Source organism: Rhodospirillum centenum SW (genome assembly GCF_000016185.1).
GTDB lineage: Bacteria > Pseudomonadota > Alphaproteobacteria > Azospirillales > Azospirillaceae > Rhodocista > Rhodocista centena.
Window position 1 is genome coordinate 3,345,584 of sequence record NC_011420.2, and the last position, 23,565, is coordinate 3,369,148.

The 23,565-nt window shown below is 71.2% G+C and carries 21 protein-coding genes; 10 read left to right on the top strand and 11 right to left on the bottom strand.

Going from position 1 to position 23,565, the window contains the following annotated elements:
* Positions 1 to 10: 10 nt before the first annotated feature.
* The 5 genes from RC1_RS15530 to RC1_RS15550 form a co-directional block, all read right to left on the bottom strand.
* Entirely contained in the window at positions 11 to 1,102 is a 1,092-nt protein-coding gene (locus RC1_RS15530) for an efflux RND transporter periplasmic adaptor subunit (RefSeq protein WP_012568386.1), read from the bottom strand.
* 312 nt (positions 1,103 to 1,414) lie between these two features.
* On the bottom strand, positions 1,415 to 1,975 hold the full coding sequence (locus tag RC1_RS15535) for a hypothetical protein (protein WP_012568387.1): 561 nt from the start codon (positions 1,973 to 1,975) through the stop codon (positions 1,415 to 1,417).
* Positions 1,976 to 2,336: 361 nt separating this feature from the next.
* Entirely contained in the window at positions 2,337 to 2,660 is a 324-nt protein-coding gene (locus RC1_RS15540) for a hypothetical protein (RefSeq protein ID WP_012568388.1), read from the bottom strand.
* 187 nt (positions 2,661 to 2,847) lie between these two features.
* On the bottom strand, positions 2,848 to 4,632 hold the full coding sequence (locus RC1_RS15545) for an SLC13 family permease (RefSeq protein ID WP_012568389.1): 1,785 nt from the start codon (positions 4,630 to 4,632) through the stop codon (positions 2,848 to 2,850).
* 17 nt (positions 4,633 to 4,649) lie between these two features.
* Entirely contained in the window at positions 4,650 to 5,066 is a 417-nt protein-coding gene (locus RC1_RS15550; protein WP_012568390.1) for a CBS domain-containing protein, read from the bottom strand.
* Between the two features lie 139 nt (positions 5,067 to 5,205).
* Between RC1_RS15550 and RC1_RS15555 the strand changes: the two genes are divergently transcribed.
* Positions 5,206 to 6,102 (top strand): CAP domain-containing protein, encoded by an 897-nt coding sequence (locus RC1_RS15555; protein ID WP_012568391.1) that lies wholly within the window; start codon positions 5,206 to 5,208, stop codon positions 6,100 to 6,102.
* Positions 6,103 to 6,152: 50 nt separating this feature from the next.
* Here the strand turns inward: RC1_RS15555 and RC1_RS15560 are convergent, their stop codons facing one another.
* Both RC1_RS15560 and RC1_RS15565 read right to left on the bottom strand, forming a co-directional pair.
* Positions 6,153 to 6,341 (bottom strand): zinc-finger domain-containing protein, encoded by a 189-nt coding sequence (locus RC1_RS15560; protein ID WP_012568392.1) that lies wholly within the window; start codon positions 6,339 to 6,341, stop codon positions 6,153 to 6,155.
* Positions 6,342 to 6,604: 263 nt separating this feature from the next.
* Entirely contained in the window at positions 6,605 to 7,762 is a 1,158-nt protein-coding gene (locus RC1_RS15565; RefSeq protein ID WP_012566211.1) for an ISAs1-like element ISRce1 family transposase, read from the bottom strand.
* A 264-nt stretch (positions 7,763 to 8,026) separates the two neighbouring features.
* Between RC1_RS15565 and RC1_RS15570 the strand changes: the two genes are divergently transcribed.
* Together RC1_RS15570 and RC1_RS15575 are read left to right on the top strand one after the other, a co-directional pair.
* Positions 8,027 to 9,061 (top strand): ABC transporter ATP-binding protein, encoded by a 1,035-nt coding sequence (locus RC1_RS15570; RefSeq protein ID WP_012568394.1) that lies wholly within the window; start codon positions 8,027 to 8,029, stop codon positions 9,059 to 9,061.
* Positions 9,048 to 10,154, top strand: a complete 1,107-nt coding sequence (locus RC1_RS15575) for an alpha/beta hydrolase (protein ID WP_012568395.1) — start codon at positions 9,048 to 9,050, stop codon at positions 10,152 to 10,154. Before RC1_RS15570 ends, RC1_RS15575 begins: the two co-directional genes overlap by 14 nt.
* A gap of 98 nt (positions 10,155 to 10,252) precedes the next feature.
* Here the strand turns inward: RC1_RS15575 and RC1_RS15580 are convergent, their stop codons facing one another.
* From RC1_RS15580 to RC1_RS22260, 4 genes are all read right to left on the bottom strand, one after another.
* Entirely contained in the window at positions 10,253 to 10,519 is a 267-nt protein-coding gene (locus tag RC1_RS15580; protein ID WP_012568396.1) for a YgaP family membrane protein, read from the bottom strand.
* 146 nt (positions 10,520 to 10,665) lie between these two features.
* A complete protein-coding gene (locus tag RC1_RS15585; protein WP_012568397.1) occupies positions 10,666 to 11,847 on the bottom strand; it encodes a CaiB/BaiF CoA transferase family protein in 1,182 nt (393 codons plus the stop codon).
* 64 nt (positions 11,848 to 11,911) lie between these two features.
* A complete protein-coding gene (locus tag RC1_RS15590) occupies positions 11,912 to 12,910 on the bottom strand; it encodes an NAD(P)H-dependent flavin oxidoreductase (protein ID WP_012568398.1) in 999 nt (332 codons plus the stop codon).
* Positions 12,911 to 13,033: 123 nt separating this feature from the next.
* On the bottom strand, positions 13,034 to 13,306 hold the full coding sequence (locus tag RC1_RS22260; RefSeq protein WP_012568399.1) for a type II toxin-antitoxin system RelE/ParE family toxin: 273 nt from the start codon (positions 13,304 to 13,306) through the stop codon (positions 13,034 to 13,036).
* A gap of 428 nt (positions 13,307 to 13,734) precedes the next feature.
* On the opposite strand from RC1_RS22260, the gene RC1_RS15600 reads away from it, so the two are divergent.
* The 7 genes from RC1_RS15600 to phoU all read left to right on the top strand — a co-directional run bounded on the left by RC1_RS15600 (position 13,735) and on the right by phoU (position 23,546).
* On the top strand, positions 13,735 to 16,005 hold the full coding sequence (locus RC1_RS15600) for an NADP-dependent malic enzyme (protein ID WP_012568400.1): 2,271 nt from the start codon (positions 13,735 to 13,737) through the stop codon (positions 16,003 to 16,005).
* Positions 16,006 to 16,236: 231 nt separating this feature from the next.
* Positions 16,237 to 17,751 carry an ATP-binding protein gene (locus RC1_RS15605; RefSeq protein ID WP_012568401.1) on the top strand — a complete coding sequence of 505 codons (1,515 nt, stop codon included), beginning with the start codon at positions 16,237 to 16,239 and terminating at the stop codon, positions 17,749 to 17,751.
* Positions 17,752 to 18,022: 271 nt separating this feature from the next.
* The gene (locus tag RC1_RS15610; protein ID WP_012568402.1) at positions 18,023 to 19,063 is read left to right on the top strand and encodes a PstS family phosphate ABC transporter substrate-binding protein; all 1,041 of its coding nucleotides are present in this window, start codon (positions 18,023 to 18,025) and stop codon (positions 19,061 to 19,063) included.
* Between the two features lie 117 nt (positions 19,064 to 19,180).
* The gene (gene pstC, locus RC1_RS15615) at positions 19,181 to 20,647 is read left to right on the top strand and encodes a phosphate ABC transporter permease subunit PstC (RefSeq protein WP_012568403.1); all 1,467 of its coding nucleotides are present in this window, start codon (positions 19,181 to 19,183) and stop codon (positions 20,645 to 20,647) included.
* On the top strand, positions 20,640 to 21,953 hold the full coding sequence (pstA, locus tag RC1_RS15620; RefSeq protein WP_012568404.1) for a phosphate ABC transporter permease PstA: 1,314 nt from the start codon (positions 20,640 to 20,642) through the stop codon (positions 21,951 to 21,953). Before pstC ends, pstA begins: the two co-directional genes overlap by 8 nt.
* Positions 21,954 to 21,958: 5 nt before the next feature.
* The gene (gene pstB / locus RC1_RS15625; RefSeq protein ID WP_012568405.1) at positions 21,959 to 22,768 is read left to right on the top strand and encodes a phosphate ABC transporter ATP-binding protein PstB; all 810 of its coding nucleotides are present in this window, start codon (positions 21,959 to 21,961) and stop codon (positions 22,766 to 22,768) included.
* Between the two features lie 52 nt (positions 22,769 to 22,820).
* The gene (phoU, locus tag RC1_RS15630) at positions 22,821 to 23,546 is read left to right on the top strand and encodes a phosphate signaling complex protein PhoU (protein ID WP_012568406.1); all 726 of its coding nucleotides are present in this window, start codon (positions 22,821 to 22,823) and stop codon (positions 23,544 to 23,546) included.
* Positions 23,547 to 23,565: the final 19 nt, after the last annotated feature.

Below are 23,565 nucleotides of genomic sequence, written 5' to 3' on the forward strand. Positions count from 1 at the left end.
CCGGTTCCGGTCAGCTCTGCGTGCCGGCGGGGCCGGGCAGGCGCATCGGCTCGATCTCGACCGTCACGGGCGAGCCTTCGCGCACCTTCTGGGTGCCGCGGGTGATGACAAGCTCGCCGTCGGCCACGCCCTCCGCCGCTTCGACCACGCCGGACTGGCGGGCACCGATGACCACCTGCCGGCGTTCCACCCGGCCGTCCTTCACGATGAAGACGTACTGGCGGTCGCCGACGGGAACCAGCGCCTCTTCCGGGATCAGGACCACGCCCTTGCGTTCGTCCAGCAGCAGCCGGACGTTCATGAACAGGCCCGGCTTCAGCAGGAAGCCGTCATTGGGGATCTCGGCGACCAGGGTCAGGGTCCGGGTGACCGGATCGATGCGGGTATCGACCGCCCCGATGACGCCGGTGAAGGCGCGGCCGGGGAACACGGCCGTGCGGGCGGCGACGGGCTGGCCCACGGCCAGACGGCGCAGTGCCGCCTCGGGCACGGAGAAGTCCAGCTTCACGGTGTCGATGTCGTCCACCGTCGTCACCGCGTCGCCCGGGCGGACCAGGGTCCCCGGGCTGACATGGCGCAGCCCGGCGACGCCGGCGAAGGGGGCGCGGATCGTCAGATCCTGGAGCCGGGCGCGGGCGGCGTTGACCTGGGCCTCCGCCCCCTGCAATCCGACCCGCAGATCGTCCACCCGGGCCTGCGCCACGGCCTGCCGGCCCAGCAGCGCGATGGCCCGCTCCAGCTCCTGCGAGACGGTGCGGCGCTGCGACTCGGCCACGGCCAGCTCCGCCTTCGCCTCGGTCGCGTCCAGCTCCACCAGAACGTCGCCGGTCTTGACCCGCTGGCCTTCGGTGAAGGAGATCTTCGAGACGATGCCGGCCAGCTTGGAGGTGACGGTGACGGCCTCGTTGGCGCGCAGGGTGCCGATGGCGTCGAAGGTGACTGGGATGTCGCCCGTCGTCGCGGCAGCGGCGACCACGGCAGTGGGGCGGATCTGGGGCCCGCTCTGCTGGGCGGTGTCCTGGCGGCCGGCCGCCGCATACCAGATGCCACCTGCGGCAAGGGTAAGGGCGGCGACGGCCGCGATCTGCCAGGCAAGGCGCATGGTCAGGTCCGGTTCCGGGGCTTGTGAAGAATGAGCGCCGCCGACACAGGGGCCGGCGGCCGGTGGCACAGAATTGGCCCGAACCCCGGATTGTTCAAGCGTTTCACTGCCGCGGGGGGCTGCGTCCGTGAAATACTCGTGCGTCTCCGGGGGCGGACCGCACACTTGCGTACCCTGAGCCGCCCCCCTCATGCCACTCCCGCGTGGTTACCGTTCGGTAACGTCCTCCGGTCCGTTACAATGCAGCAAAGAAGGGGCATTCTCTGCCCGTCTGGCGGCGCATCTCAGGCGGCGAGGGGCAGGCGGCGAGTGTCAGGCGGCGAGGGTCAGGCAGGCGGGACCCACCTGCTCCACCGTGAAGGGGGCGCGCACCCCGCCGGAGAAATGCTCCGCCGTCTCCAGCGCCAGCCGCACCCGCTGTTCCGCGGGCAGGTCCCGGGTGGTGTAGAGCGAGCCCAGCGCATAGTGCGCCCCGCAGCCGATCGCGTGGAAGCCGCGGCTGAACTCGCTGACCTGATAATCGTCCTGGACCGAGAACAGCCGCCCCTCCGTCGCCACCAGAAAGAAGCCGCCGGTCTCCACGTCGTTGGAACGGTGGGCGAAGCCGCCTTCCTTCAGGCAGACCCGCACCGCCTCCACGAACTCGCAGACCATGTAGTGGAACAGATCCTGGTCCGGCCGCCGAAGCGGCGGGCGCAGGCGGAAGCGCAGAAGCTGGCCCATGCGGAAGGAACTGGTGAAGCCGATCAGGAGATCGCCGTTGCGGAACACCTTGGGATCGGCGCGCAGGCTGATGTCCAGCCCCGCCACCCCGGCGCTGTCGCCGCCCATCCAGACCGTGCTGCCTTCCACCAGACCGACGATACAGGTCATTGCGCGCCTTCCCCGAGGTTCGACCAGGAATGGCCGCGACTCTGGAGCCGGCCCGATTAAGGCTTGCTTTACGTCCATCCGGCACAAAAGAGGTATGGGGCCGACACCGCCCGCAGGCCCCCCTTCGGGCGCCCCCGGCCCGTGACCGGCTTTCCGGCTTCCCGCACCGGGCGCCGGTCATCGCGCGGCCCGTCCGAGCCCCCCGGACGGGCCGTTGCGTTTTCCGGCCGGCCTGCGTTTACCGGACCTGCGTTTACCGGGTCCGCGTTTGCCGGACCCGCGTTTACCGGACCCGCGCCATCTCGGACGTCGTTATCCCAGGCGGCATCTCAGGCCGCGCCCATCTCAGGCCGCGCCCATCTCAGGCGGCGCTCAGGGCATAGCCGCGGTCGCCGATCTCCGCCAGGAAGGCGCGGTCCAGGCGGGCATAGCGCGACGGCATCTCGCGCTCGATCCGGTCCAGCAGGTCGCGCGCTGCCGCCTGACCGTTGACCTCCGCATACAGCAGGAACCATGCCGCATAGGTCCGCCCGGCCAGACGCAGGTCGGCATCCTCCGCCTGGGGCGGCAGGACCCAGAAGCCCAACTGCCCGTCCCGGCGCACACCCACGAAGGGCAGCTTGCCGATGGGAAGCCGGACCGGACGTCCCGGACCGGGGGTATGGGTCGATGCTGAAGGACTCACGGCTCGGGCATCCCCGGTTTCCGGACGTTCACTTGCGGTTAACAAGTATAGAATCAGGCCAGGTCTTGTGCCGGAGAGTATAGAGTCGGGATTCGCGGCCGCGCAACGGCGGCGCATCCGCTGCGTCGCCATGGCCGCCTTTCCGGGAGCGCGTCTGCGGAAAGGCCTTGGCGGGACATGCGCGGCCTCAGCCGGTCAGCGGCCAGACCAGCGCGATCAGCGGCACGCCGACCGCCAGCACGGTCAGCGACAAGGGCAGCCCCAGCCGCCAGTAGTCGCTGAAGCGGTAGCCGGCGGGCCCCATCACCAGCGTGTTCGACTGGTGCCCGATGGGGGTCAGGAAGTCGCTGCTGGCCCCGACCGCCACGGCCATCAGGAACGGGTCGGGGTTCAGGCCCAGATGCTGGGCCAGCCCCACCCCGATGGGCGCCATCACCAGCACCGTGGCGGCGTTGTTCAGCACCGGCGTGACCAGCATCGTCGCCGCCGTGATCAGGGCCAGCGCGGCGACCGGGGGCACGCCGCTGACCGCCAGCGACAGCCAGCCGGCGATCACCTCGGTGCCGCCGGTGTCGCGCAGCGCGTTGCTGACCGGGATCAGGGCGCCCAGCAGCACGATCACAGGCCATTCGATGCTGCCATAGACCTCGCGCAGGGCCAGCGCCCGGGTCAGCACCAGCACCAGCACGGCCGCCACGAAGGCGACCGCCACCGGCAGCAGGCCCAGCGCCGCCAGCAGCACGGCCGCCGCCATCACCGCCGCCGGCAGCACCCGGTTGCCGGGCTTGCCGATCTGGAGATTGCGCTCGGCCAGCGGCAGGCAGCCCAGAGCCGCCAGCGTGTCCGGCATGTCCGCCAGCGGACCCTGCAGGACGATGACGTCGCCCGGTTGCAGCTTCACCCGCTTCAGCCGGGTGATGGCGGTGCGGTCGTGCCGGCCGATGGCCAGCAGGTTCACACCGTAGCGGTGGCGCAGCCGCAGCTCCGCCGGGGAGCTGCCGACGACGGGAGAGGTCTCCGTCACCACCGCCTCGACCACGCCGTAGCCGTCGCCGGCGGCGATCGGCGGGGTGTCGTCGCCGTCGTCCTCCAGCGTCAGCCCGGCGGCGTCCGCCACCCGCTTGACGATGGTGGGGTCGCCCTCCAGCAGCAGGATGTCGCCGGCCAGCAGCGTCCAGTGCCCGTGCGGCACGTAGCGGCGGAAGCCCTCGCGCACCACGGCGGCGACGGTGACATCGCCCTCGCCTTCGTCCTCAAGCTGCCGCACGGTGCGGCCGACGAAGGGCGAGCCCTCGGGCAGCCGCACCTCCATCGTGTAGTCCTCGATGCGGAACTTGTCCTGCGGGTCGCCCTGGCCCCGCCGGTGCCGCGGCAGCAGCCGCCAGCCGACGGCGACCACCACCAGCCCCGCCGCGGTGACGCCCAGGCCCACCGGCGCGAAGTCGAACATGTCGAAGCCTTCGCCCAGCATGTCGCGCCGGACCCCGGAGATCAGGATGTTGGGCGGCGTGCCCACCAGCGTGATCAGCCCGCCCAGCAGCGAGGCGAAGGAGAGCGGCATCAGCAGTTCCGCCGGGGAGCGCCCGCTGCGCTGCGCCACCCGCAGCGCCACCGGCAGGAAGACGGCCAGCGCGCCGACATTGTTCATGAAGGCCGACAGGGTGGCGACCATGCCGGCCAGGATCAGCACCTGCGCGTCCGGCCCGCGCAGCAGCGGACCCAGCGGGCGCAGGGCCGCGTCCACCAGACCTGAATTGCGGATCGCGGTGCTGAGCACCAGCACCGCTGCAACGGTGACGACGGCGGTGTCGGAGAAGCCGGAGAAGGCCTTCTCCCCCGGCACGACGCCCAGCACGACCGCGGCCACCAGGGCCAGCATCGCCACCAGATCGTAGCGCAGCCGGTCCCAGATGAAGAGCGCCAGTGCCCCGGCCAGGATGCCGAAGACGATGAGCTGGTCGCCCGTGGGCATGCCGGGGGTCTCCGGCGTCACCGCAGCGGCCCCCGCCCGCCCGGACCGCCGTCGTCGGCGGCGGCCTTGCCGGCGACGGCCAGGATCGCGCGGGCGCCCAGCATGCCGACGACCCGGCCCTCCTCCAGCACCGGCACGCGCCGTACCTGACGGGACTCCATGCGGAGGAGGACGGCCTCCACCGGCTCTTCCCCCGTGCAGGTCAGCACGTCGGAAGACATCACCGCGGCCACCGGGGTGGTGGCGGGGTCGCGGCCCTGGGCCACGACGCGGATGAGCACGTCGCGGTCGGTCAGGATACCGCGCAGGTCGGCCGCCTCTCCCACCGGCAGGGCACCGACGTCCAGCTCCGCCATGAGCCGGGCCGCCTGCTGCACGCTGGCGTCGGGACTCAGGAAATGCACGTCCCGGGTCATGATCTCGGCGACCCTCATGGCCTTGTCTCCGTTACCGGCGGGTACTTGCAGCCGGGCCAGACCCGGCGGGGAATTGACATGCCGGGCCAGGCCCGGCGGGGGTCAACACAGGTTTCCGGGCGGGCGTTCCAGGCCGGGCCGGCGGTGGGAGAGGGCGATGCGGCGATGCGGTGCGGAAACGGGCCGGGAGCGGGAAGCGGCGGTCAGGCCGGTGGCCCGCAGGGCGCTGCTGGCGGCGGCCCTGGGCGGGGCGGGACTGCTGGTGCTGCCGGACCGGCCGGCGGCAGGGCAGGGTCAAGGGCAGGGGGACACCGCGGACCCGCTGGACCCGGCAGCCTGTCTCGCTGCCGTTCAGGCCGACCAGACCGCTGTCCCTCTGCCCGAGGTCGAGACGGCGGTGTGGCATGCCACAGCCGACCGTCGTGCCGGCGCCGGCGTCGCCTCCCTGGCGATGGACGAGCGGCTGCGCTGGATCGCCCGCTTCTACGCCGCCCGCATCACCCGGACCGGCCTGTCGCACACCGATCCGCAGGGGCGCGGCCCGGGGCAGCGGATCGGGCTGCTGCACCGCCGGCTGGTCGGCGTGGCGGGCGAGAACCTGTTCCGGAGCAGCCGTCTCCCGCCGTCCGGGCGGGGGAGCGCCGGCCGCTTCGCCGTGGACAGTCTGATGGACTCCCCCGGCCACCGGCGGACCCTCCTGGAACGGCGCTGGACCCATGCCGGCATGGGGGCGGTGGCGGATGGCGACGGCTTCGTGGTGGTGCAGCTCTTCGCCCAGCGCGCCGCCCTGCTGGCCGGACCGATGCCGGCCGTGCTGGAGGCCGGGTGTCCGCTGCCGCCCGTGGCGCGGCAGTTCGCGGAGGGGATGCCCGACCGCATCGGCTTCGGCCCGCCGACGGACGGGCCGGTGGCGGTGGACACCGTGGCCCTGGCCGACGCGATGACTCCGGCCGCACCGGGCATCTACCGCAGCCTTTACGCCTTCCTGCGCGAGCGCACGGCGTCCGGCGCGCATTACGAGATCGCCCCCGGTCCGATCGTCCGGGTCGCCTGAGACGGGACGGGAGCCGGGGATGCCGCCGGAGCGGCGGCGCGCCGGCCGGATCAATGTCCCGCGGCGTGGGCGTGCCGGCGGCCTTCCTCGCTCAGCACGTAGCGGCGGCTGCAATAGGGGCAGTCGACCTCCCCCTTCGCGCCCAGCGGCAGATAGACGAGCGGATGGCCCAGCGCACCGCCGCCGCCGTCGCAGCCGACCGTCGCGTCGTCCACGTAGATGATCTCAAGCGGTTGCATGGCCTCTCTCTCCCTTCTTCCCCGTGTCCGGTTCTTCCGGTCCGGTGTTTCCGTCTCCGGTGTTCCCGTCTCCGGTCTTGCGTCCGGTCCGGTCTCCGGCGCTGCGGCCGGCATCATACCCGAGCGACCGCTCCGATCAACCGCCCGCGGCCGGCGCTTCCGGTCAGGGCGGCGGGCTGCGGGGCGGGACCGCCGGGCGTGGCGGGGAGGGGGACAATCCCGGGGCCGGAGCCGCCGGCCGGGACCAGGGCTTCGAATCCAAGTTAAGGGATGGCGGGGTTGAGGAGAGAGGCGAGGTAGTCGTCCGACCATCCTGCCATTTTTCGGCGCGTCTTGAGCGACTTTCGGTCGTTGGCTGCGCGGATGAGGTTGAGGGCGAAGTGGCGGACGACGGCCATGTTTTTGGCACCGTGGCCGGTTCGCAAGCGCGAGAGATCGTCCTTGAAGAGGACGTCGAGCACCCAGTGCAGCCTGTTCTCGATGCCCCAGTGCCCGCGGACGGCGTCGGCGGCGCGTTCGGCGGTGAGCGGGGCGGAGGAGATGAAGTAGCGGGTGTCGGTCCGCGTCCGGTCGCCGATGTGGGCTGTGGTGTGGACGCGGACGATGGCGGCGACGTCGGGCAGGCGCATCTCCCCAGGAAACCGGCGCGTGCCGGAGAGCCAGTCGACCTCACGGATCACGCTCACGTGGCGTTCTTCGACCCGGCCGTGCCCCTTGTCGAGGTCGTGGTGGTGGTCGGCGCCGTCGCCGACGGCGAACGCCACCTCGAGCTCCGCGCGCAGCGTGGGCTGGTTGGCCTTGACGGCGAGGAGGTAGTCGGCGCCCTGGCCCCGGATCGCGGCGGCGATGGTCGGGTTGGTGGCGATGGCGTCGATGGAGACGAGGGCGCCGGCCAACCCGCCGTTCTCGCCGAGCCGGTCGAGCAGCACCGGAATCGCCGCAAGCTCGTTGGCCTTGTCGGGGACCGCCTCCTGGGCGAGCACCAGGCGGGAGGTCGTCGCGAAGGCGGATACGAGGTGGATCGGCGCGGTCCCGGCGCGGCGGTCGTGGCTACGCCGCGAGGTCTTGCCGTCGATGGCGACGAAGTCGGCCCGCCCCGGAAAGGTCGCACGTACCCACGCGGTGAAGGCGGCCGAGAACAGCGCCGGATCGATCCGGTTCATCAGGATCGTCAGCCACCGCTCGCCGGGAACGCCGTGCGCGTAGGGCAGATGCCGACGCAGGAACGGCAGGTGCGCCGCACCCCAGGCCGCGATGTTCTCGTAGTCGTCGCAGTCCGCCATCGTGCCGCACACCACCAAAAGCAGGATCTCCGGCAGCGGATGCAGGATCCGCCGCTCATCCCGCGGGTCCTCTATCCGGCTGAAATGCTCCAAAAGCACCCGAAGCCGCGACTTCGAACCCCAATCGTCCTCGTCCATGACGCCGATCCCGTGCCGTCCGATAACACCGGCCCACAGAATCAGCAGTTCCGCAATCTGTCACCCGCTGTCACATGAGTTCAGTGCCCTGGGCAGGGATGCGGGCGATTGACCGGCCGGCGGAAGCGATGTTACGCCATCCCCGGATGTCGCGCCTCTCGGGGGAGCCGTTCCGGCCATGCCTGCCGGACCGGACCGATGCCCCGCCGGTCCGAACCCGTCAGCCGCGGACATCACCCGACCGTTCAGGAAGCCAGGCCGCCCATGCCCGACATGACCCTGCCCCCCGCCGCCGGTTCCGGGGCCCCCGCCGGCGCGGTGCTGCCGCCCGACCAGGCGGTCGAGGTCCACGACCTGCGCAAGATCTACAAGGGCACCGGCCGCGCCCCCGCCAAGGAGGCGCTGAAAGGCATCTCCCTCAGCATCCCGCGCGGTTCCCTCTACGGCCTGCTGGGGCCGAACGGGGCGGGCAAGAGCACCTTCATCAACATCCTGGCCGGTCTGGTGAACAAGACCAGCGGCACGGCCCGGATCTGGGGCATCGACATCGACCGGGACGCGCGCAGCGCCCGCGCCGCCATCGGCGTGGTGCCGCAGGAGCTGAACCTGGACCCCTTCTTCACCCCGCGGGAGATCCTGGACCTCCAGGCCGGCCTCTACGGCGTGCCGAAGCGGGAGCGCCAGACCGACCGGCTGCTGGAGGCGGTCGGGTTGCAGGACAAGGCCGACGCCTATGCCCGCACCCTGTCCGGCGGCATGCGCCGGCGGCTGATGGTGGCGAAGGCCATGGTCCACGCCCCGCCCGTGCTGGTGCTGGACGAACCCACGGCCGGCGTGGACGTGGAACTGCGCCAGTCGCTCTGGGCCCATGTGCGCGAGTTGAACCGCGCCGGCACCACGGTGGTGCTGACGACGCACTATCTGGAGGAGGCGGAGCAGCTCTGCGACACCATCGCCATCGTCAACCATGGACAGGTCGTCGCCTGTGACAGCAAGCAGCAGCTCCTGAAGCGGCTGGACCAGAAGGAGCTGGTCGTGCATCTCGGCCAGGACGTGGACGCGCTGCCCGAGGCGCTGGCCGCCTGCGACGCCGAACTCCAGGGCTCCCGCCGGATCGTCATCCGCTACCAGCCCAGCCGGGCACGGGTGGGCGACATCCTGGGCGCCGTCTCCGCCGCCGGCCTGTCCATCGTGGACCTGACGACGGTGGAGTCCGACCTGGAGGACCTGTTCCTGCAACTGACCCGGGCGCCCCAGGCCGCCGCCGTGGCCACCGCCCACGACGATGAGTACCGCTGAGCGCGGCACCCTCCCGCGCCGTCGGGCGCGGGTCCCCTTCCTGGCGCTGGCGCTGGCCGTCGTGCTGGCGGGCTGCGCCCCGACCCTGCAACCGATGGGGCCGCGCGTGGCGGCCCCGACGCTGGAGGCGGAGACCTTCCGCACCGCCGACGGAGAGGCCCTGCCGCTGCGCCACTGGCTGCCGGCCGGCCGGCCGACGGCGGTGATCCTGGCGCTGCACGGCTTCAACGACTATTCCAACGCCTTCGACAGCCCCGCCCGCTTCTGGGCGGCGCACGGCGTCGCCACCTACGCCTACGACCAGCGCGGCTTCGGCGGCAGCGGCCGCCCGGGCATCTGGCCGGGCAGCGACACCCTCACCCAGGACGTGCTGGACGCCGCCGCGGCGCTGAACGCCGCCTATCCCGGCGTGCCGGTCTATCTGCTGGGCGAGAGCATGGGCGGGGCCGTGCTGCTGGCCGCCTTCGCCGGCCGCGACCTGCCGCCGGGGATCGCCGGGCTGGTGCTCTCCGCGCCCGCGGTGTGGAGCCGGGACACCATGCCCTTCTACCAGCGCTGGGCGCTGTCCGTGGCGGGCTGGACGGTGCCCTGGCTGAAGCTCAGCCCGCCGCGCGGGCTGGACATCCAGGCCTCCGACAACATCGAGGTGCTGCGCGCCCTGGGCCGCGACCCGCTGGTGCTGAAGGAGACACGGGTGGACGCCGTGCGCGGCCTGACCGACCTGATGGATCAGGCGATGGCGGGGGCCGAGCGGCTGACCGTGCCGGCCCTGGTGCTGTACGGGGAGAACGAGCAGGTCATTCCGGTGGAACCGCGCAGCCGCGCCATGCGCCGGCTGCCGCTGGCCGAACCGCCGCGGCACGGGCCGCGGCTGGCCCTCTATCCGCACGGCTGGCACCTGCTGCTGCGCGACCTGAACGCCGAGACGGTGTGGCGCGACGTGCTGGCCTGGATCGCCGATCCGCACGCGGCCCTGCCCAGCGGGGCCGACCGCAATCCCCGCGTGCTCACGCTCCTGGATCCCGCCCCGGACGGGACCGACCCGGCGGAGGCCGAACCCGGCTCCCCCCTGGAAGCGCCGCCGGTGCCCTGAGGGGCTGGGGACGTGTCCGCTTGAGAGTGTGCAGAAGGTTGATGCGGCGCAGGTCGGCGGGCGGCCCTGTGCGGGCCGCCCGGGGAACCGGCGAGGGCTCAGCGGGCGCCGGTGTTGATCCCGAGAACCGTGTAGAGCGGGCACCAGCGCAGCGTCGCCGTGGTCAGCGGCACCAGCCCGATCAGCCCCAGCCAGCGGGCGTTGCCCTCCAGCAGCAGCAGCAGGGACAGCAGGCCCAGCGCGATCACGAAACGCAGGGCGCGGTCCAGGGAACCGACATTCGTCACCATCTCACTCACCTCCAGGAAGGGCGTGCCGGCCTGTCCCGCGGCGGGAGCCGGCCGCCGTTGCGACCGGGCGAACATCTATTCCTTCGAATGGGCGAAGTAATTGAGAATCGTCAAGCCGGGGCAGGGGGCCGCACCCGCCCGCCGCGGGATCAGGCCACGCCTTCGGCTCGGGATCAGGCCACGCCTTCGGCTCGGGGTCAGACCACGCCTTCGGCTCGGGATCAGACCACGCCCTCGGCCTTCAGCCGGGCCTGCTCCTCCGGCCCGTAGCCCAGCCCGGCCAGCACCTCGGCCGTGTGTTCGCCCTGCATCGGGGCGGGGCGGTCGATGCTGAAGGCGAAGTCCGTCATGCGGACCGGGAAGGCGTACTGCCGCACCGGCCCCTCCACCGGATGGTCGTGCTCCACCACCAGACCGCGGCCGCGGGCCTGCTCGCTCTCCAGCGCCTCTTCCGGGGTCAGCACGGGGCTGACACAGGCGTCCACACGGGCGAACACCGCCGCCCACTCGGCCAGCGGACGGGCGCGCACCCGCTCCGCCACGGCCGCGCGCACGCGCTCGCCCTCCGCCCCGGTGGCATAGCCCAGCCCCTCCAGCTCCGGCGTGCCGATGGCGGCGCAGAAGGCGCTCCAGAACTTCTGTTCCAGGGCACCCACGGCCAGCCAGCGCCCGTCCGCCGTCTCGTACACGCCGTAGTTCGGCTGGCCGCCGCTGAGCCGGCCCTGGCCGCGCGGCTCCGCCCCCTGGCCGGCGTTCAGGGTGGCGAGCGCCACCACCGTGTGCGCCAGCACGCAGTCGGTCATCGCCACGTCCACATGCCGGCCCTGGCCGGTCCGCTGCGCGTCCACCAGCGCCGCGAGGATGCCCATAACGGCGGAGAGCGAGCCGCCGGCCAGATCGGCGATCTGGAAGTTGGACAGGGCCGGCGGTCCGCCGGCCGTGCCGGTCTGGTCCAGCACCCCGGCATGGGAGAGGTAGTTCATGTCGTGCCCGGCCCGCTGCGCCCAGGGGCCGTCCTGGCCGTAGCCGGTGATGCTGGCATAGACCACCTTGGGGTTCAGCGCCCGCACGGCGGCATAGCCCACGCCCAGCCTGTCGGTGACGCCGGGGCGGAAACCCTCCACCACGATGTCGGCACCGGCGGCCAGCGTCAGCAGGATCCGCTGCGCCTCCGGCTTCTTCAGGTCCAGGGTCAGCGACCGCTTGTTGCGGTTGAACAGCAGGAAGCTGGTGGCATTCACCTTCTGGCGCTGGCCCATCCAGCGGGCATAGTCGCCGCCCGCCGGGTCCTCCACCTTCAGCACGTCGGCGCCGAGGTCGGCCAGATGCTGGGTGCACATCGGCCCCGGCAGCAGCCGGGTCAGGTCGAGCACGGTGATGCCGGCCAGGGGCTTGGCGCGCATGGGGGGTCCTTCCCGCGGGTGGGGCCAGTCGTGCAGGTCGCGTCGGGGGCGGTCCGGTCCGCCGCTATTCCGCCGCCAGCGCCTGCGGCCGGGCGGGGGAGGCGGGCAGGCGGCACGCCTGCTCGTACTCCGCGGTCAGGCGGGCGACCAGCTCGGCCACCGTGGGCACGTCGTGGATGGTGCCGATGCCCTGGCCGGCGGACCAGACGTCCTTCCAGGCCTTGGCCTCCCGGGACTCGTCGCGGTTGGCCAGATCCATGTCGGGCCGGTCCAGCCCGCCCGTGATGTTCGCCGGGTCGATGCCGTTGGCGGCGATGCTGGGGGCCAGATAGTTGCCGGGGATGCCGCTGAAGGCCGGGGTGTAGACGATGTCGGTCGCGCTCGACTCGACGATCATCTGCTTGTAGCCGGGCTTGGCGTTGGCCTCGGCCGTGGCGATGAAGCGGGTGCCCATATAGCCGAAGTCGGCGCCCAGCACCTCCGCCGCGCGCACCGCCCGGCCCGAGGACATCGAGCCCGACAGCGCGATCGGCCCGTCGAAGAACTCCCGCACCTCCGGCAGCAGGGCGAAGGGCGACAGCGTGCCGGCATGGCCGCCGGCCCCGGCGCAGACCAGGATCAGCCCGTCCACGCCCGCCGCCAGCGCCTTGCGCGCATGCTTCACGTTGGTGACGTCGTGGAAGACGATGCCGCCGTAGGAATGGATGCGCGGCACGATCTCCGTCGGCGCCCCGACGGAGGTGATGACGAACGGCACCCTGTGCTTCACCACCAGCTCCACGTCCTCGGCCAGCCGGGTGTTGGAGCGGTGGACGATCAGGTTGACGCCGAACGGCGCCACCGGCCGGTCCGGATGGGCGGCGCGGAAGGCGTCCAGCTCGGCGGTCAGATCGCCCAGCCACGCGTCGAGCTGGGCCAGCGGCCGGGCGTTCAGACTGGGGAAGGTGCCGACGACGCCCGCCTTGCACTGCGCCGCGACCAGTGCGGGGTAGCTGCAGATGAACATCGGCGCCCCGATCACGGGGAGGGCGAGCTTGCCCTGGAACAGGCTGGGGATCGGCATGGGTCCTCCCGGGCGTTCTTCTTGCGGCCGTCGATTAAGGTCGTCGATTGCGGCGGCGGATTGTTCCGGCCCGCCGGCCCGACCACAAGGGCCCGCGGCCCGCCTGTCCGTAAGGCGGGCCGGTCAGTGCTGCTGCGCCCCGTGCCAGACACGCAGGACGCGCACCTCGCCCGCCGCCCGGTCCACGGCGTAGACCATGACGAAGGGCGGGACGAGCGTCAGTTCGCGGGTGCCGTTCCGGCCGGGGCGGCCACGGTCGGGAAACAGGACCAGTCCGTCGGCCGCGTCCAGCAGATCCTCCAGCAGCCGGGCCGCGGCCAGGGGATTACTGCGCGCGATGTAGTCCGCCTGGGCGTATGCGTCCCGCAGCGCGCTCCGGGTCCAGACTATCCGCACCGTTCGTCGTCTGCGGAGTCGTCGCCGACGGACGGGGGCCGGGTCGGGGCTCGGGCGGAGGCGGCAGCGGCGTTCCGGTCCGGGCGGCGGCGGCGGCGCGCACCAGCCAGTCGCGCACCGTATCGTGCCCGACGGTTCGGCCCTGGCGGACATCGTCCTCCGCCTCCGCCAGCGCCCGCAGGCACGCGTCGGGGTCCGCCCCCGCGATCCGGGGCGGTGCGGCTGCGACAGGGGGCCGGCGGCTCGGTCTGACCATGGGGTCAGTTTCTTCTGTCCGGGTTAAAGCGACAAGCGGTTTCGCAACCCTCGTTTCAGCATCCCGCTCTGGCAGGGTGTGGCGCGGCCCTGTAGTCTGTTATTCGGAACGACAACGCCGGATGGTCCGGCGGAGAAGAAAATTAGGCGATGAGCCTCAGGAGCGAGCGTATATGGCCGACAGCGACAACCGGATCACGACGGAGGAAGCCCTTCTGCTGCACAGCGGCGGCCGCCCCGGAAAGCTGGAGGTCACCCCCACCAAGCCCCTGACGACACAGCGCGATCTGTCCCTGGCCTACTCGCCCGGCGTGGCCCAGCCCTGCCTGCGCATCCATGCCGATCCTTCCACCGCCTACGACTACACGGCCAAGGGCAACCTCGTGGCCGTCATCTCCAACGGCACGGCCGTGCTCGGCCTGGGCGACCTGGGGGCGCTCGCCTCCAAGCCGGTGATGGAGGGCAAGGCCGTCCTGTTCAAGCGCTTCGCCGACGTGGACGGCATCGACCTCTGCGTCGATACCCGCGACGTGGACGAATTCGTCAACTGCGTGCGCTTCCTCGGCCCCAGCTTCGGCGGCATCAACCTGGAGGACATCAAGGCGCCGGACTGCTTCATCATCGAGCAGCGCCTGCGCGAGCTGATGGACATCCCCGTCTTCCACGACGATCAGCACGGCACCGCCATCATCGCCGCCGCCGGCATGATCAACGCGCTGGAGCTGACCGGCCGCAGCATGGCGGACACGCGGATGGTGGTGAACGGCGCCGGCGCCGCCGCCATCGCCTGCGTCGAGCTGATCAAGGCCATGGGCATGCCGCACGGGAACGTCACCCTGTGCGACACCAAGGGCGTCGTCTACCAGGGCCGCACCGAGGGCATGAACCAGTGGAAGTCGGCCCACGCCATCCGGACCGACGCCCGCACCCTGGCCGAGGCGATGGAGGGAGCCGACGTCTTCGTGGGCCTGTCGGTGAAGGGGGCGGTGACGCGGGAGATGGTCCGTGCCATGGCGCCGAAGCCGATCATCTTCGCCATGGCGAACCCCGACCCGGAGATCACGCCGGAAGAGGTGCGCACCGTCCGCAAGGACGCCATCGTCGCCACCGGCCGCAGCGACTATCCCAACCAGGTCAACAATGTCCTGGGCTTCCCCTACATCTTCCGCGGCGCCCTGGACGTGCGGGCCAGCACCATCAACGAGGCGATGAAGATCGCCGCCGCCCGCGCCCTGGCCGAACTGGCGCGCGAGGACGTGCCGGACGAGGTGGACGCCGCCTATGCCGGCCGGCGGCTGCGCTACGGCCCGGAATACATCATCCCCGTTCCCTTCGACCCGCGCCTGATCGTCAAGATCCCGGCGGCGGTGGCGCGGGCGGCCATGGAGTCGGGCGTCGCCCGCAAACCCATCGTGGACATGGAGGAGTACGGCCGCTCCCTGCGCCTGCGCCTCGACCCCACCTCGGACAGCCTCCAGCTCATCTTCGAGAAGGTCAAGGCCACCCCCAAGCGGGTCGTCTTCGCCGAGGGCGAGGAGGAGCGGACGATCCGCGCCGCCCTGGCCTTCCGCACCGCCGGCTACGGCACGCCGGTGCTGATCGGGCGCGAGGAGGTGATCATCGAGCAGATCGCCAGCCTGGGCCTGGGCTCCATCGAGCCGCTGGAGATCCACAACGCCCGCGTCTCCCAGCTCAACGACGGCTTCTCCGACTTCCTCTACGGCCGGCTGCAACGGCGCGGCATGCTGTACCGGGACTGCCAGCGGCTGGTGAACCAGAACCGCAACGTCTTCGGCGCCTGCATGGTGGCGCTGGGCGCCGCCGACGCGCTGGTCACCGGGCTGACCCGCAGCTTCGCCGTCTCCTTCGAGGACATCGCCCGCGTCGTGGACCCGCAGCCGGACCATGTCGTCTTCGGCCTGTCGGTGCTGGCCAGCCGGGCGCGCACCGTCTTCATCGCCGACACCACGGTGCATGAACAGCCCAGGGCCGAGGAACTGGCCGACATCGCCATCCAGTCCGCCCGCACTGCGCGGCAGATGGGGCACGAGCCGCGGGTGGCCTTCCTCTCCTTCTCCAACTTCGGCCAGCCGATGCACCAGCGGGCGCAGCATGTGCGCGACGCCGTGGCCCTGCTGGACGGGCGCTCGGTGGATTTCGAGTACGATGGCGAGATGTCGGCCGACGTGGCGCTGGATTTCGAGCTGATGAGCCGGCTCTACCCGTTCTGCCGCCTCTCCGGCCCGGCCAACGTGCTGATCATGCCGGGCCTGCACGCCGCCAACATCGGCGCCAAGATGTTGCAGAAGATGGGCGGCGGCACGCTGGTCGGGCCGCTGCTGATCGGGCTGGACCGGCCGGTGCAGATCGTCCAGATGGGGGCCACGGCGAACGACATGGTCACCGCCGCGGTGCTGGCCGCGCACGACGCCCTGGCCTGGTAGGGCCGGCCTGCCCGGCATCGCAATCCGGTACTGCGACCCGGCATCGCGCCCCGGCACGCGATGAAATTTCGATGACGCCGCTGCGGGCCGGCGGGACCGATGCTATCACGACCGTTCGCCCCGTGCCGGAGCCGATGTCGGCCGGCGGGGGCGGACGGGACCCGCCCGGGGCCCGGATCACAGGTCCCGTCCGGGGTCCGGACTGGGGAGAGCACCGGCAGACCGCGTCCGATGAGCAGGCAAGAGATCCGTCCCGACCGCTTCGTCCTGATCGGCGTCCTGCTGCTGGCGCCGACCGGGGGGATTCTGCTGTCGCTGGTGTTCGCCGGAAAGCTGGGCTTCGGCCTTGCCCTGGCCGCGATCACCCTGGCCGCCGGGCTGACCGGGCTGGTCCTGCGCATGCTCTACCAGGACTCCCGGCTGATCGCGGAATTCCTGGACCAGACGGCCCGGGCGGACGATCCGGTGCCCGCACCGCTGCCCAACTCCGCCGTGGCGCAGACCCTGCTGTCGGCCACGGCGCAGGCGCAGCGCCGCTGGCTGGAGCGGCTGGACAAGGCCGAGCGCCGCGTCGCCGTGGGCGAGGCGGTGGTCGAGGCGATGCACGAGCCGCTGATCCTGATCGACCCCGACCGCCGGGTGGCACAGGCCAACGCCGCCGCCCGCACCCTGTTCGGGGACCGCATGTCCGGGCGCGACCTCGCCGTCAGCCTGCGCAACCCGGCCGTGCTGGAGGCGGTGGGACAGGTGCTGCGGGGCGGCACCTCGCGCAGCGTGGAGTTCGCCCTGCCGCTGCCGGTGGAGCGCGTGCTGGAGGCGCGGGTCAAGCCGTTCCGCCGCCCCGCCGCCAGCCCTGCCGGCCCGGCCGATCCCGGCGCCGGGACCGAGGCCGCGGTGCTGCTGACGCTGCACGACATCACCGTGCTGAAGCGGTCCGAGCAGATGCGGGCCGACTTCGTCGCCAACGCCAGCCACGAACTGCGCACCCCGCTCGCCACCCTGCTGGGCTTCATCGAGACTCTGCGCGGCCCCGCCCGCGACGACGCCGAAGCGCGCGACCGCTTCCTGGGCATCATGCACGACCAGGCCGGGCGCATGTCCCGGCTGGTCAACGACCTGATGTCCTTGTCGCGGATCGAGCTGGACGAGCACACCCCGCCGTCCGGCACCGCCGACGTGGCGGAAATCGTGCGCAAGGTCGTCGCCATGCTGGAGCTGCGCGCGGCGGCCCGGAAGATCCGGCTGCGGGTTGACGGGCCGGACCGGCTGCCCCCCGTGGTGGGGGACGAGGACCAGCTCGCCCAGGTCTTCCAGAACCTGATCGACAACGCCCTCAAGTACGGGCGCGAGCAGACCGAGGTGACGGTCGCGCTCTCCGTCTCCGATCAGCCCGCCAGCGGCGGCGGCGGCGGTGTCCCGGGCGCCCTGTCGGCGGTTCCGGTCCTGCCCGGCCGGCGGCGGCCGACGCATCTGGTCGCGGTCGCCGTGATCGACCGTGGCGACGGCATCCCGCGCACCCATCTGCCGCGGCTGACCGAGCGGTTCTACCGGGTGGACCCGGCCCGCTCCCGCGCGCTGGGGGGCACGGGGCTGGGGCTCGCCATCGTCAAGCACATCGTCAACCGCCACCGCGGCCGCCTCGCCATCGACAGCGAGGTGGGCAAGGGCAGCACCTTCACCGTGCTGCTGCCGGCGGCGACGGAGGAACCGGCCCCGGCGCAGCCGCTGCCCGGCGCCGTCGCCTGATCCGTCCGGCGCCGCATCCGGGCAGGCGCCCCATCCGGGCAGGCGCCCCATCCGGGCAGGCGCCCCATCCGGGCAGGCGCGCGCGTTCCGGTCCGGTCAGCCCTGCGTCGCCGCGGCTCCCGACGGGGCCGGCTGTCATCAAACCGTCATGCGACCGTAGTATTTGGTTCGCGCTCGGGGACTAAGGTCCGGCTACCCCGCCGGGACCCAGTTGCCGGGGAGAGCGGGCTTGCATCCCCGGACCAGTTGCCAAGAAATCGGAGGCAATGTCGTGACCACGAAGAAGCTTGCCCTTGCCGCCGCGCTCGCCGCGGTTTCCGTCGTCGGCCTGACCGGCGTCGCCGAGGCCCGCCAGCAGATCCGCATCGTCGGTTCCTCCACGGTCTTCCCCTTCACTGCCACGGTGGTGGAGCGCTTCGGCCAGACCACCAGCTTCCCCGCGCCGATCCTGGAATCGACCGGCACGGGCGGCGGCATGCGCCTGTTCTGCGCCGGCGTCGGTGCCGATCACCCGGACATCACCGGCGCCTCGCGCGCCATGAAGGCGTCCGAGTTCGACCAGTGCCAGAAGAACGGCGTCGAAGAAGTCACCGAGATCATGATCGGCTTCGACGGCATCGCCTTCGCCCACGCCAAGTCCGGCCCGGACATCAACCTGACCAAGGCCCAGCTCTGGCAGGCGCTGGCCAAGGAGGTCGAGGTCAACGGCCAGATCGTCCCGAACCCGCACAAGCGCTGGTCCGACGTTGATCCCTCCCTGCCGAACGCCCCGATCGAGGTGCTCGGCCCGCCCCCGACCTCCGGCACCCGCGACGCCTGGGTCGAGCTGGTGATGGACACCGGCTGCGAGGAGTATCCGGCGGTGAAGTCGCTGGCCGCTGCCCGCAAGAAGGCCGTCTGCCAGACCATGCGCGAGGACGGCGTGTTCATCGAGGCCGGTGAGAACGACAACCTGATCGTCCAGCGTCTGGAGCAGAACAAGGATGCCTACGGCATCTTCGGCTTCTCCTACCTGGAGGAGAACCTGGACAAGCTGAAGGGCGCGACCATCTCCGGCGTGACCCCCAGCTTCGAGACCATCGCCTCCGGCGAGTACCCGATCTCCCGCCCGCTCTTCATCTACCTGAAGAACGCCCATGTCGGCGTCATCCCGGGCCTGAAGGAGTTCGTCACCGAGTATGTCGGTGAGCGCGCCGCCGGCGAGGACGGCTACCTGGCCGACAAGGGCCTGGTGGCGATGCCGAAGGAGCGTCTGGCCAAGGTGCAGGAGACGGTGAAGTCCCTGACCCCGATGGCCAAGCCGGCCTCCTGATCCGGTTGTCTGGTCGTTCGATCGGTGCTACCGGCAGTCATGACTGCCGGTAGCCCTTTCGGCGTCCGGTAATGTGTATTTCCATGGTGCGGGGCACTCCCGCGTTCGGGGACGCCGATGTCCATCCAGTTGACCGTCGCCATCCTGCTGCTGCTGTCCGCCATCGGCTTCTGGATGGGGCGGAGCCGGGCGGTGGCCGTGTCGGGCGGGCGGATCGCCAGCCTGCATTCGGTGCCCGGCTACTACGGGGCCTTCGCTGCCATCTGGGCCGGCCTGCCCGCGCTGCTGCTGGTGCTGTTCTGGCTGGTGCTCCAGGCGCCGGTCATCGAGACGCTGGTGCTGAACGGGATGTCCCCGGAGTCGGTGCTGACCTGGGCCCGGGCGGCGTTGGCGCCGACCGAGCTGGAGCGGGTCTCCGGACCGATCGCCGTCCAGGCGGCCGACGCCCTGGGCGAGACGCAACGGCAGCTCCTGCTCATCAACATCCGCAATCTGGCCGCCGGTCAGGAAGCCTATGTCAATCCCGCGGTGGTCGAGGCGCTGCGCCCCGCCGCGGCGCATTATGACGATCTGCAACGGATCGCCGGCTGGTCGGTCTTCGCCGTCTGCATGGCGCTCGCCGCCGGCGGGCTGATGCTGACCCGGCGGCTGATCGCGCCCCGCTTCCGCGCCCGCAACAATGTGGAGCGCGTGGTCGTCTGGGCGCTGGTGGTCTGCTCGATCATCGCCATCCTGACCACGGTCGGCATCGTGCTCTCGCTGCTCTATGAGAGCGTGCGCTTCTTCGCCTACGTGCCCGTGACGGATTTCCTGTTCGGCCTGCACTGGAGCCCGCAGACGGCGATCCGCGCCGACCAGGTGGGGTCGTCCGGGGCGTTCGGCGCCATCCCCCTGTTCACGGGCACACTGCTGATCTCCGCCGTCGCCATGGCGGTGGCGCTGCCGGTGGGGCTGCTCTCGGCGATCTATCTGGCCGAGTACGCGCCGCGCCGGGTGCGCAGCACGGTCAAGCCGGTGCTGGAGATCCTGGCCGGCATCCCCACCGTGGTCTACGGCTTCTTCGCCATCCTGACGGTGGCGCCGGTGATCCGTAACCTCGGCGTGGATCTGGGGCTGGACGTCTCCTCCAACAGCGCGCTGGCGGCCGGCGTGGTCATGGGCATCATGATCGTGCCCTTCATCTCCTCCCTTTCGGACGACGTCATCAACGCCGTGCCGCAGAGCCTGCGCGACGGGTCCTACGGGCTCGGCGCCACGCGGTCGGAGACGATCCGGCAGGTGATCCTGCCGGCGGCGCTGCCGGGCATCGTCGGCGCCTTCCTGCTGGCGGTCAGCCGCGCCATCGGCGAAACGATGATCGTCGTCATGGCCGCCGGCATGGCCGCGAACCTGACCGTCAATCCGCTGGCCGCGGTGACCACGGTGACCGTGCAGATCGCGGCCCTGCTGACCGGCGACCAGGAGTTCGAGAGCGCCAAGACCCTCTCGGCCTTCGCCCTCGGCCTCGTCCTGTTCTTCGTCACCCTGGTCCTCAACGTCGTCGCCCTGCGCGTCGTCCAGAAATATCGGGAAAAGTATGACTGATCTGGCGGAACCGATGGCGACCCCCGGGTCCTTCCACACGTCGGAGGCCGCGGAGAAGCGGCTGCGCCGGCGCTATGCGGCCGAGCGGCGGTTCAAGGCCTATGGCATCGTGGCGATCGCGGTCGCCTGCCTGATGCTGGTCGTGCTGCTCTACACCATCCTGCACAACGGGGTGGGGGCGTTCACGCAGACGGCGATCCGGCTGGAGGTGACGCTGGACGCGAAGACGATCGATCCCAAGGGCACGGGCAACCCGGCCGACTGGGACCGCGCCGCCTTCCAGGATCTGGTCCAGGACGCGCTCTACCGGGAATTCCCCGATGTCTCGGGCCGGGTGCCCAAGCGCGCGCTGCGCGGCCTGATCAGCCCGGTGGCCGGCGTCTTCCTGTACCGCGAGGTGCTGGAGGACCCCGCCATGGTGGGCCAGACGCGGGAGTTCTGGCTGCCCGCCTCCGACGACATCAACCAGATCCGCAAGGGCCGCATCGACCGCACCCTGCCGGAGTCGAGCCGTCCGGTCAGCGACGAACAGCTCGCCTGGCTGGACCGGCTGGTGGAGCAGGGCAAGGCCACGTCGGTCTTCAACTCCACCTTCTTCACCGCGTCGGACAGCAACTATCCGGAGCTGGCGGGCATCCGCGGGGCGGTGGTCGGCTCCCTCTACCTGCTGATCGTGACCGTGCTGCTGGCGCTGCCGATCGGTGTCGCCACGGCGGTCTACATGGAGGAGTTCGCGCCGAAGAACTCCTTCACCGACCTGATCGAGGTGAACATCAACAACCTCGCGGCGGTGCCCTCGATCGTCTTCGGCCTGCTCGGCCTCGCCGTCTTCCTGGGCTTCTTCGGCCTGCCCCGGTCGGCACCGCTGGTCGGCGGCATGGTGATCGCCCTGATGAGCCTGCCGACCATCATCATCGCCGCCCGCGCCGCGCTGAAGGCGGTGCCGCCCTCGATCCGCGAGGCGGCCCTGGGCATGGGGGCGTCGCGGCTCCAGACGGTGATGCACCATGTGCTGCCGCTGGCCATGCCCGGCATCCTGACCGGCACCATCATCGCCCTGGCGCAGGCGCTGGGCGAGACGGCGCCGCTGCTGATGGTGGGCATGAACGCCTTCGTCACCGAGCCGCCGTCGGGTCTGCTCTCCAGCTCGTCGGTGCTGCCGGTGCAGGTCTACATCTGGGCCGACGCGCCCGAGCGCGGCTTCGTCGAACTGACCTCGGCCGCGATCATGGTGCTGCTGGCCTTCCTGATCATGATGAACGGCGCCGCCATCTATCTCCGCAAGAAATTCGAACGCCGCTGGTGAGGACCATGGACAACGCGACCCTGAACACGACGGCCGCCGTGGCGACCGCCTCCAGCAAGCCGGTGAAGATGGCGGCGCGTGGCGTCAAGGTCTTCTACGGCGAGAAGCGGGCGCTGCACGGCATCGACGTGGACATCTACGAGAACGAGGTGCTGGCCCTGATCGGCCCCTCGGGCTGCGGCAAGTCCACCTTCCTGCGCTGCCTGAACCGGATGAACGACACCATCGACATCTGCCGGGTGGAAGGGCTGATCACGCTGGACGGGCAGGACATCCACGACCCGGTGCTGGACGTGGTGCAGCTCCGCGCCCGCGTCGGCATGGTGTTCCAGAAGCCGAACCCGTTCCCGAAGTCGATCTACGACAACATCGTCTACGGCCCGCGGCTGCACGGCCTCGCCACCCGCAAGGACGAGTTCGACCAGATCGTCGAGACCTCGCTGCGCCGCGCCGGGCTCTGGAACGAGGTGAAGGACCGCCTGCTGGAGCCGGGCACCGGCCTGTCCGGCGGCCAGCAGCAGCGCCTGTGCATCGCCCGCGCCATCGCGGTCAGCCCCGAGGTGATCCTGATGGACGAGCCCTGCTCGGCGCTCGACCCCATCGCCACGGCGCACATCGAGGAGCTGATCGACGAGCTGCGCCAGGCCTTCACCATCATCATCGTCACTCACAACATGCAGCAGGCCGCTCGCGTCTCCCAGCGCACGGCCTTCTTCTACCTGGGCGACATGGTCGAGGTCGGCGACACCGAGGAGATCTTCATCAACCCGCGCGACGAGCGCATCCAGGGCTACATCACCGGCCGCTTCGGCTGAGCCGGCACGGCGTCCGGCCCCGCGCGGGCCGCCAGCAGGACAAGGGGTCAGCATGGCCACCGAACACACCGTCAAGTCTTTCGAGCAGGAACTGCGGCGGCTCTCCGGCCTGATCACCCAGATGGGCGGCGTGGCCGAGGCGCAGGTGGACGCCGCCGTGCAGGCGGTGACCCGCCGCGACGTGGATCTGGCCGGCCGTGTCATGCAGTCCGACAACCGGCTGGACGACTATGAGCGCCAGATCGAGCAGGAGACCATCCGCATGCTGGCCCTGCGCCAGCCGATGGGCAGCGACCTGCGCGAGATCCTGGCGGCGCTGAAGATCTCCGCCGATCTGGAGCGCACCGGCGACTATGCCGCCAACATCGCCAAGCGATCCATCGCGCTCGCCCAGTTGCCCGCCGTCCGCCCGGCCTCGGCCATCCCGCGCATGGGCAAGCTGGTGCAGGAGATGCTGAAGGAAGTGCTCGACGCCTATGTCGACCGCGACCTGGACAAGGCCATCGCCGCCTGGCACCGCGACGAGGAGCTGGACGATCTCTACACCAGCCTGTTCCGCGAGGTCCTGACCTACATGATGGAGGACCCGCGCAACATCACCCCCTGCACGCACCTGCTGTTCATCGCCAAGAACCTGGAGCGGGCGGGCGACCACGCGACCAACATCGCGGAGACGATCCACTTCCTGATCGTCGGTCAGCCGCTCACCACCGACCGGCCCAAGGGCGACGAGTCGAGCTTCGCCGTCGTCTCGCCCGAGACCCCGGCGACGCCCTGACCGCCCGCCCGAGTGACCG

Coding starts and splice junctions, on each gene's coding strand:
- RC1_RS15545 (WP_012568389.1), bottom strand. CDS start 4,632: ATGCCCACGGGCGACCAGCTCATCGTCTTCGGCATCCTGGCCGGGGCA.
- RC1_RS15535 (WP_012568387.1), bottom strand. CDS start 1,975: ATGACCTGTATCGTCGGTCTGGTGGAAGGCAGCACGGTCTGGATGGGC.
- RC1_RS15575 (WP_012568395.1), top strand. CDS start 9,048: ATGAGTACCGCTGAGCGCGGCACCCTCCCGCGCCGTCGGGCGCGGGTC.
- phoU (WP_012568406.1), top strand. CDS start 22,821: ATGGCCACCGAACACACCGTCAAGTCTTTCGAGCAGGAACTGCGGCGG.
- RC1_RS15590 (WP_012568398.1), bottom strand. CDS start 12,910: ATGCCGATCCCCAGCCTGTTCCAGGGCAAGCTCGCCCTCCCCGTGATC.
- RC1_RS15570 (WP_012568394.1), top strand. CDS start 8,027: ATGCCCGACATGACCCTGCCCCCCGCCGCCGGTTCCGGGGCCCCCGCC.
- RC1_RS15565 (WP_012566211.1), bottom strand. CDS start 7,762: ATGGACGAGGACGATTGGGGTTCGAAGTCGCGGCTTCGGGTGCTTTTG.
- RC1_RS15605 (WP_012568401.1), top strand. CDS start 16,237: ATGAGCAGGCAAGAGATCCGTCCCGACCGCTTCGTCCTGATCGGCGTC.
- pstA (WP_012568404.1), top strand. CDS start 20,640: ATGACTGATCTGGCGGAACCGATGGCGACCCCCGGGTCCTTCCACACG.
- RC1_RS15585 (WP_012568397.1), bottom strand. CDS start 11,847: ATGCGCGCCAAGCCCCTGGCCGGCATCACCGTGCTCGACCTGACCCGG.
- pstB (WP_012568405.1), top strand. CDS start 21,959: ATGGACAACGCGACCCTGAACACGACGGCCGCCGTGGCGACCGCCTCC.
- RC1_RS15530 (WP_012568386.1), bottom strand. CDS start 1,102: ATGCGCCTTGCCTGGCAGATCGCGGCCGTCGCCGCCCTTACCCTTGCC.
- RC1_RS15555 (WP_012568391.1), top strand. CDS start 5,206: ATGCGGCGATGCGGTGCGGAAACGGGCCGGGAGCGGGAAGCGGCGGTC.
- RC1_RS15600 (WP_012568400.1), top strand. CDS start 13,735: ATGGCCGACAGCGACAACCGGATCACGACGGAGGAAGCCCTTCTGCTG.
- RC1_RS15550 (WP_012568390.1), bottom strand. CDS start 5,066: ATGAGGGTCGCCGAGATCATGACCCGGGACGTGCATTTCCTGAGTCCC.
- RC1_RS15560 (WP_012568392.1), bottom strand. CDS start 6,341: ATGCAACCGCTTGAGATCATCTACGTGGACGACGCGACGGTCGGCTGC.
- pstC (WP_012568403.1), top strand. CDS start 19,181: ATGTCCATCCAGTTGACCGTCGCCATCCTGCTGCTGCTGTCCGCCATC.
- RC1_RS15580 (WP_012568396.1), bottom strand. CDS start 10,519: ATGTTCGCCCGGTCGCAACGGCGGCCGGCTCCCGCCGCGGGACAGGCC.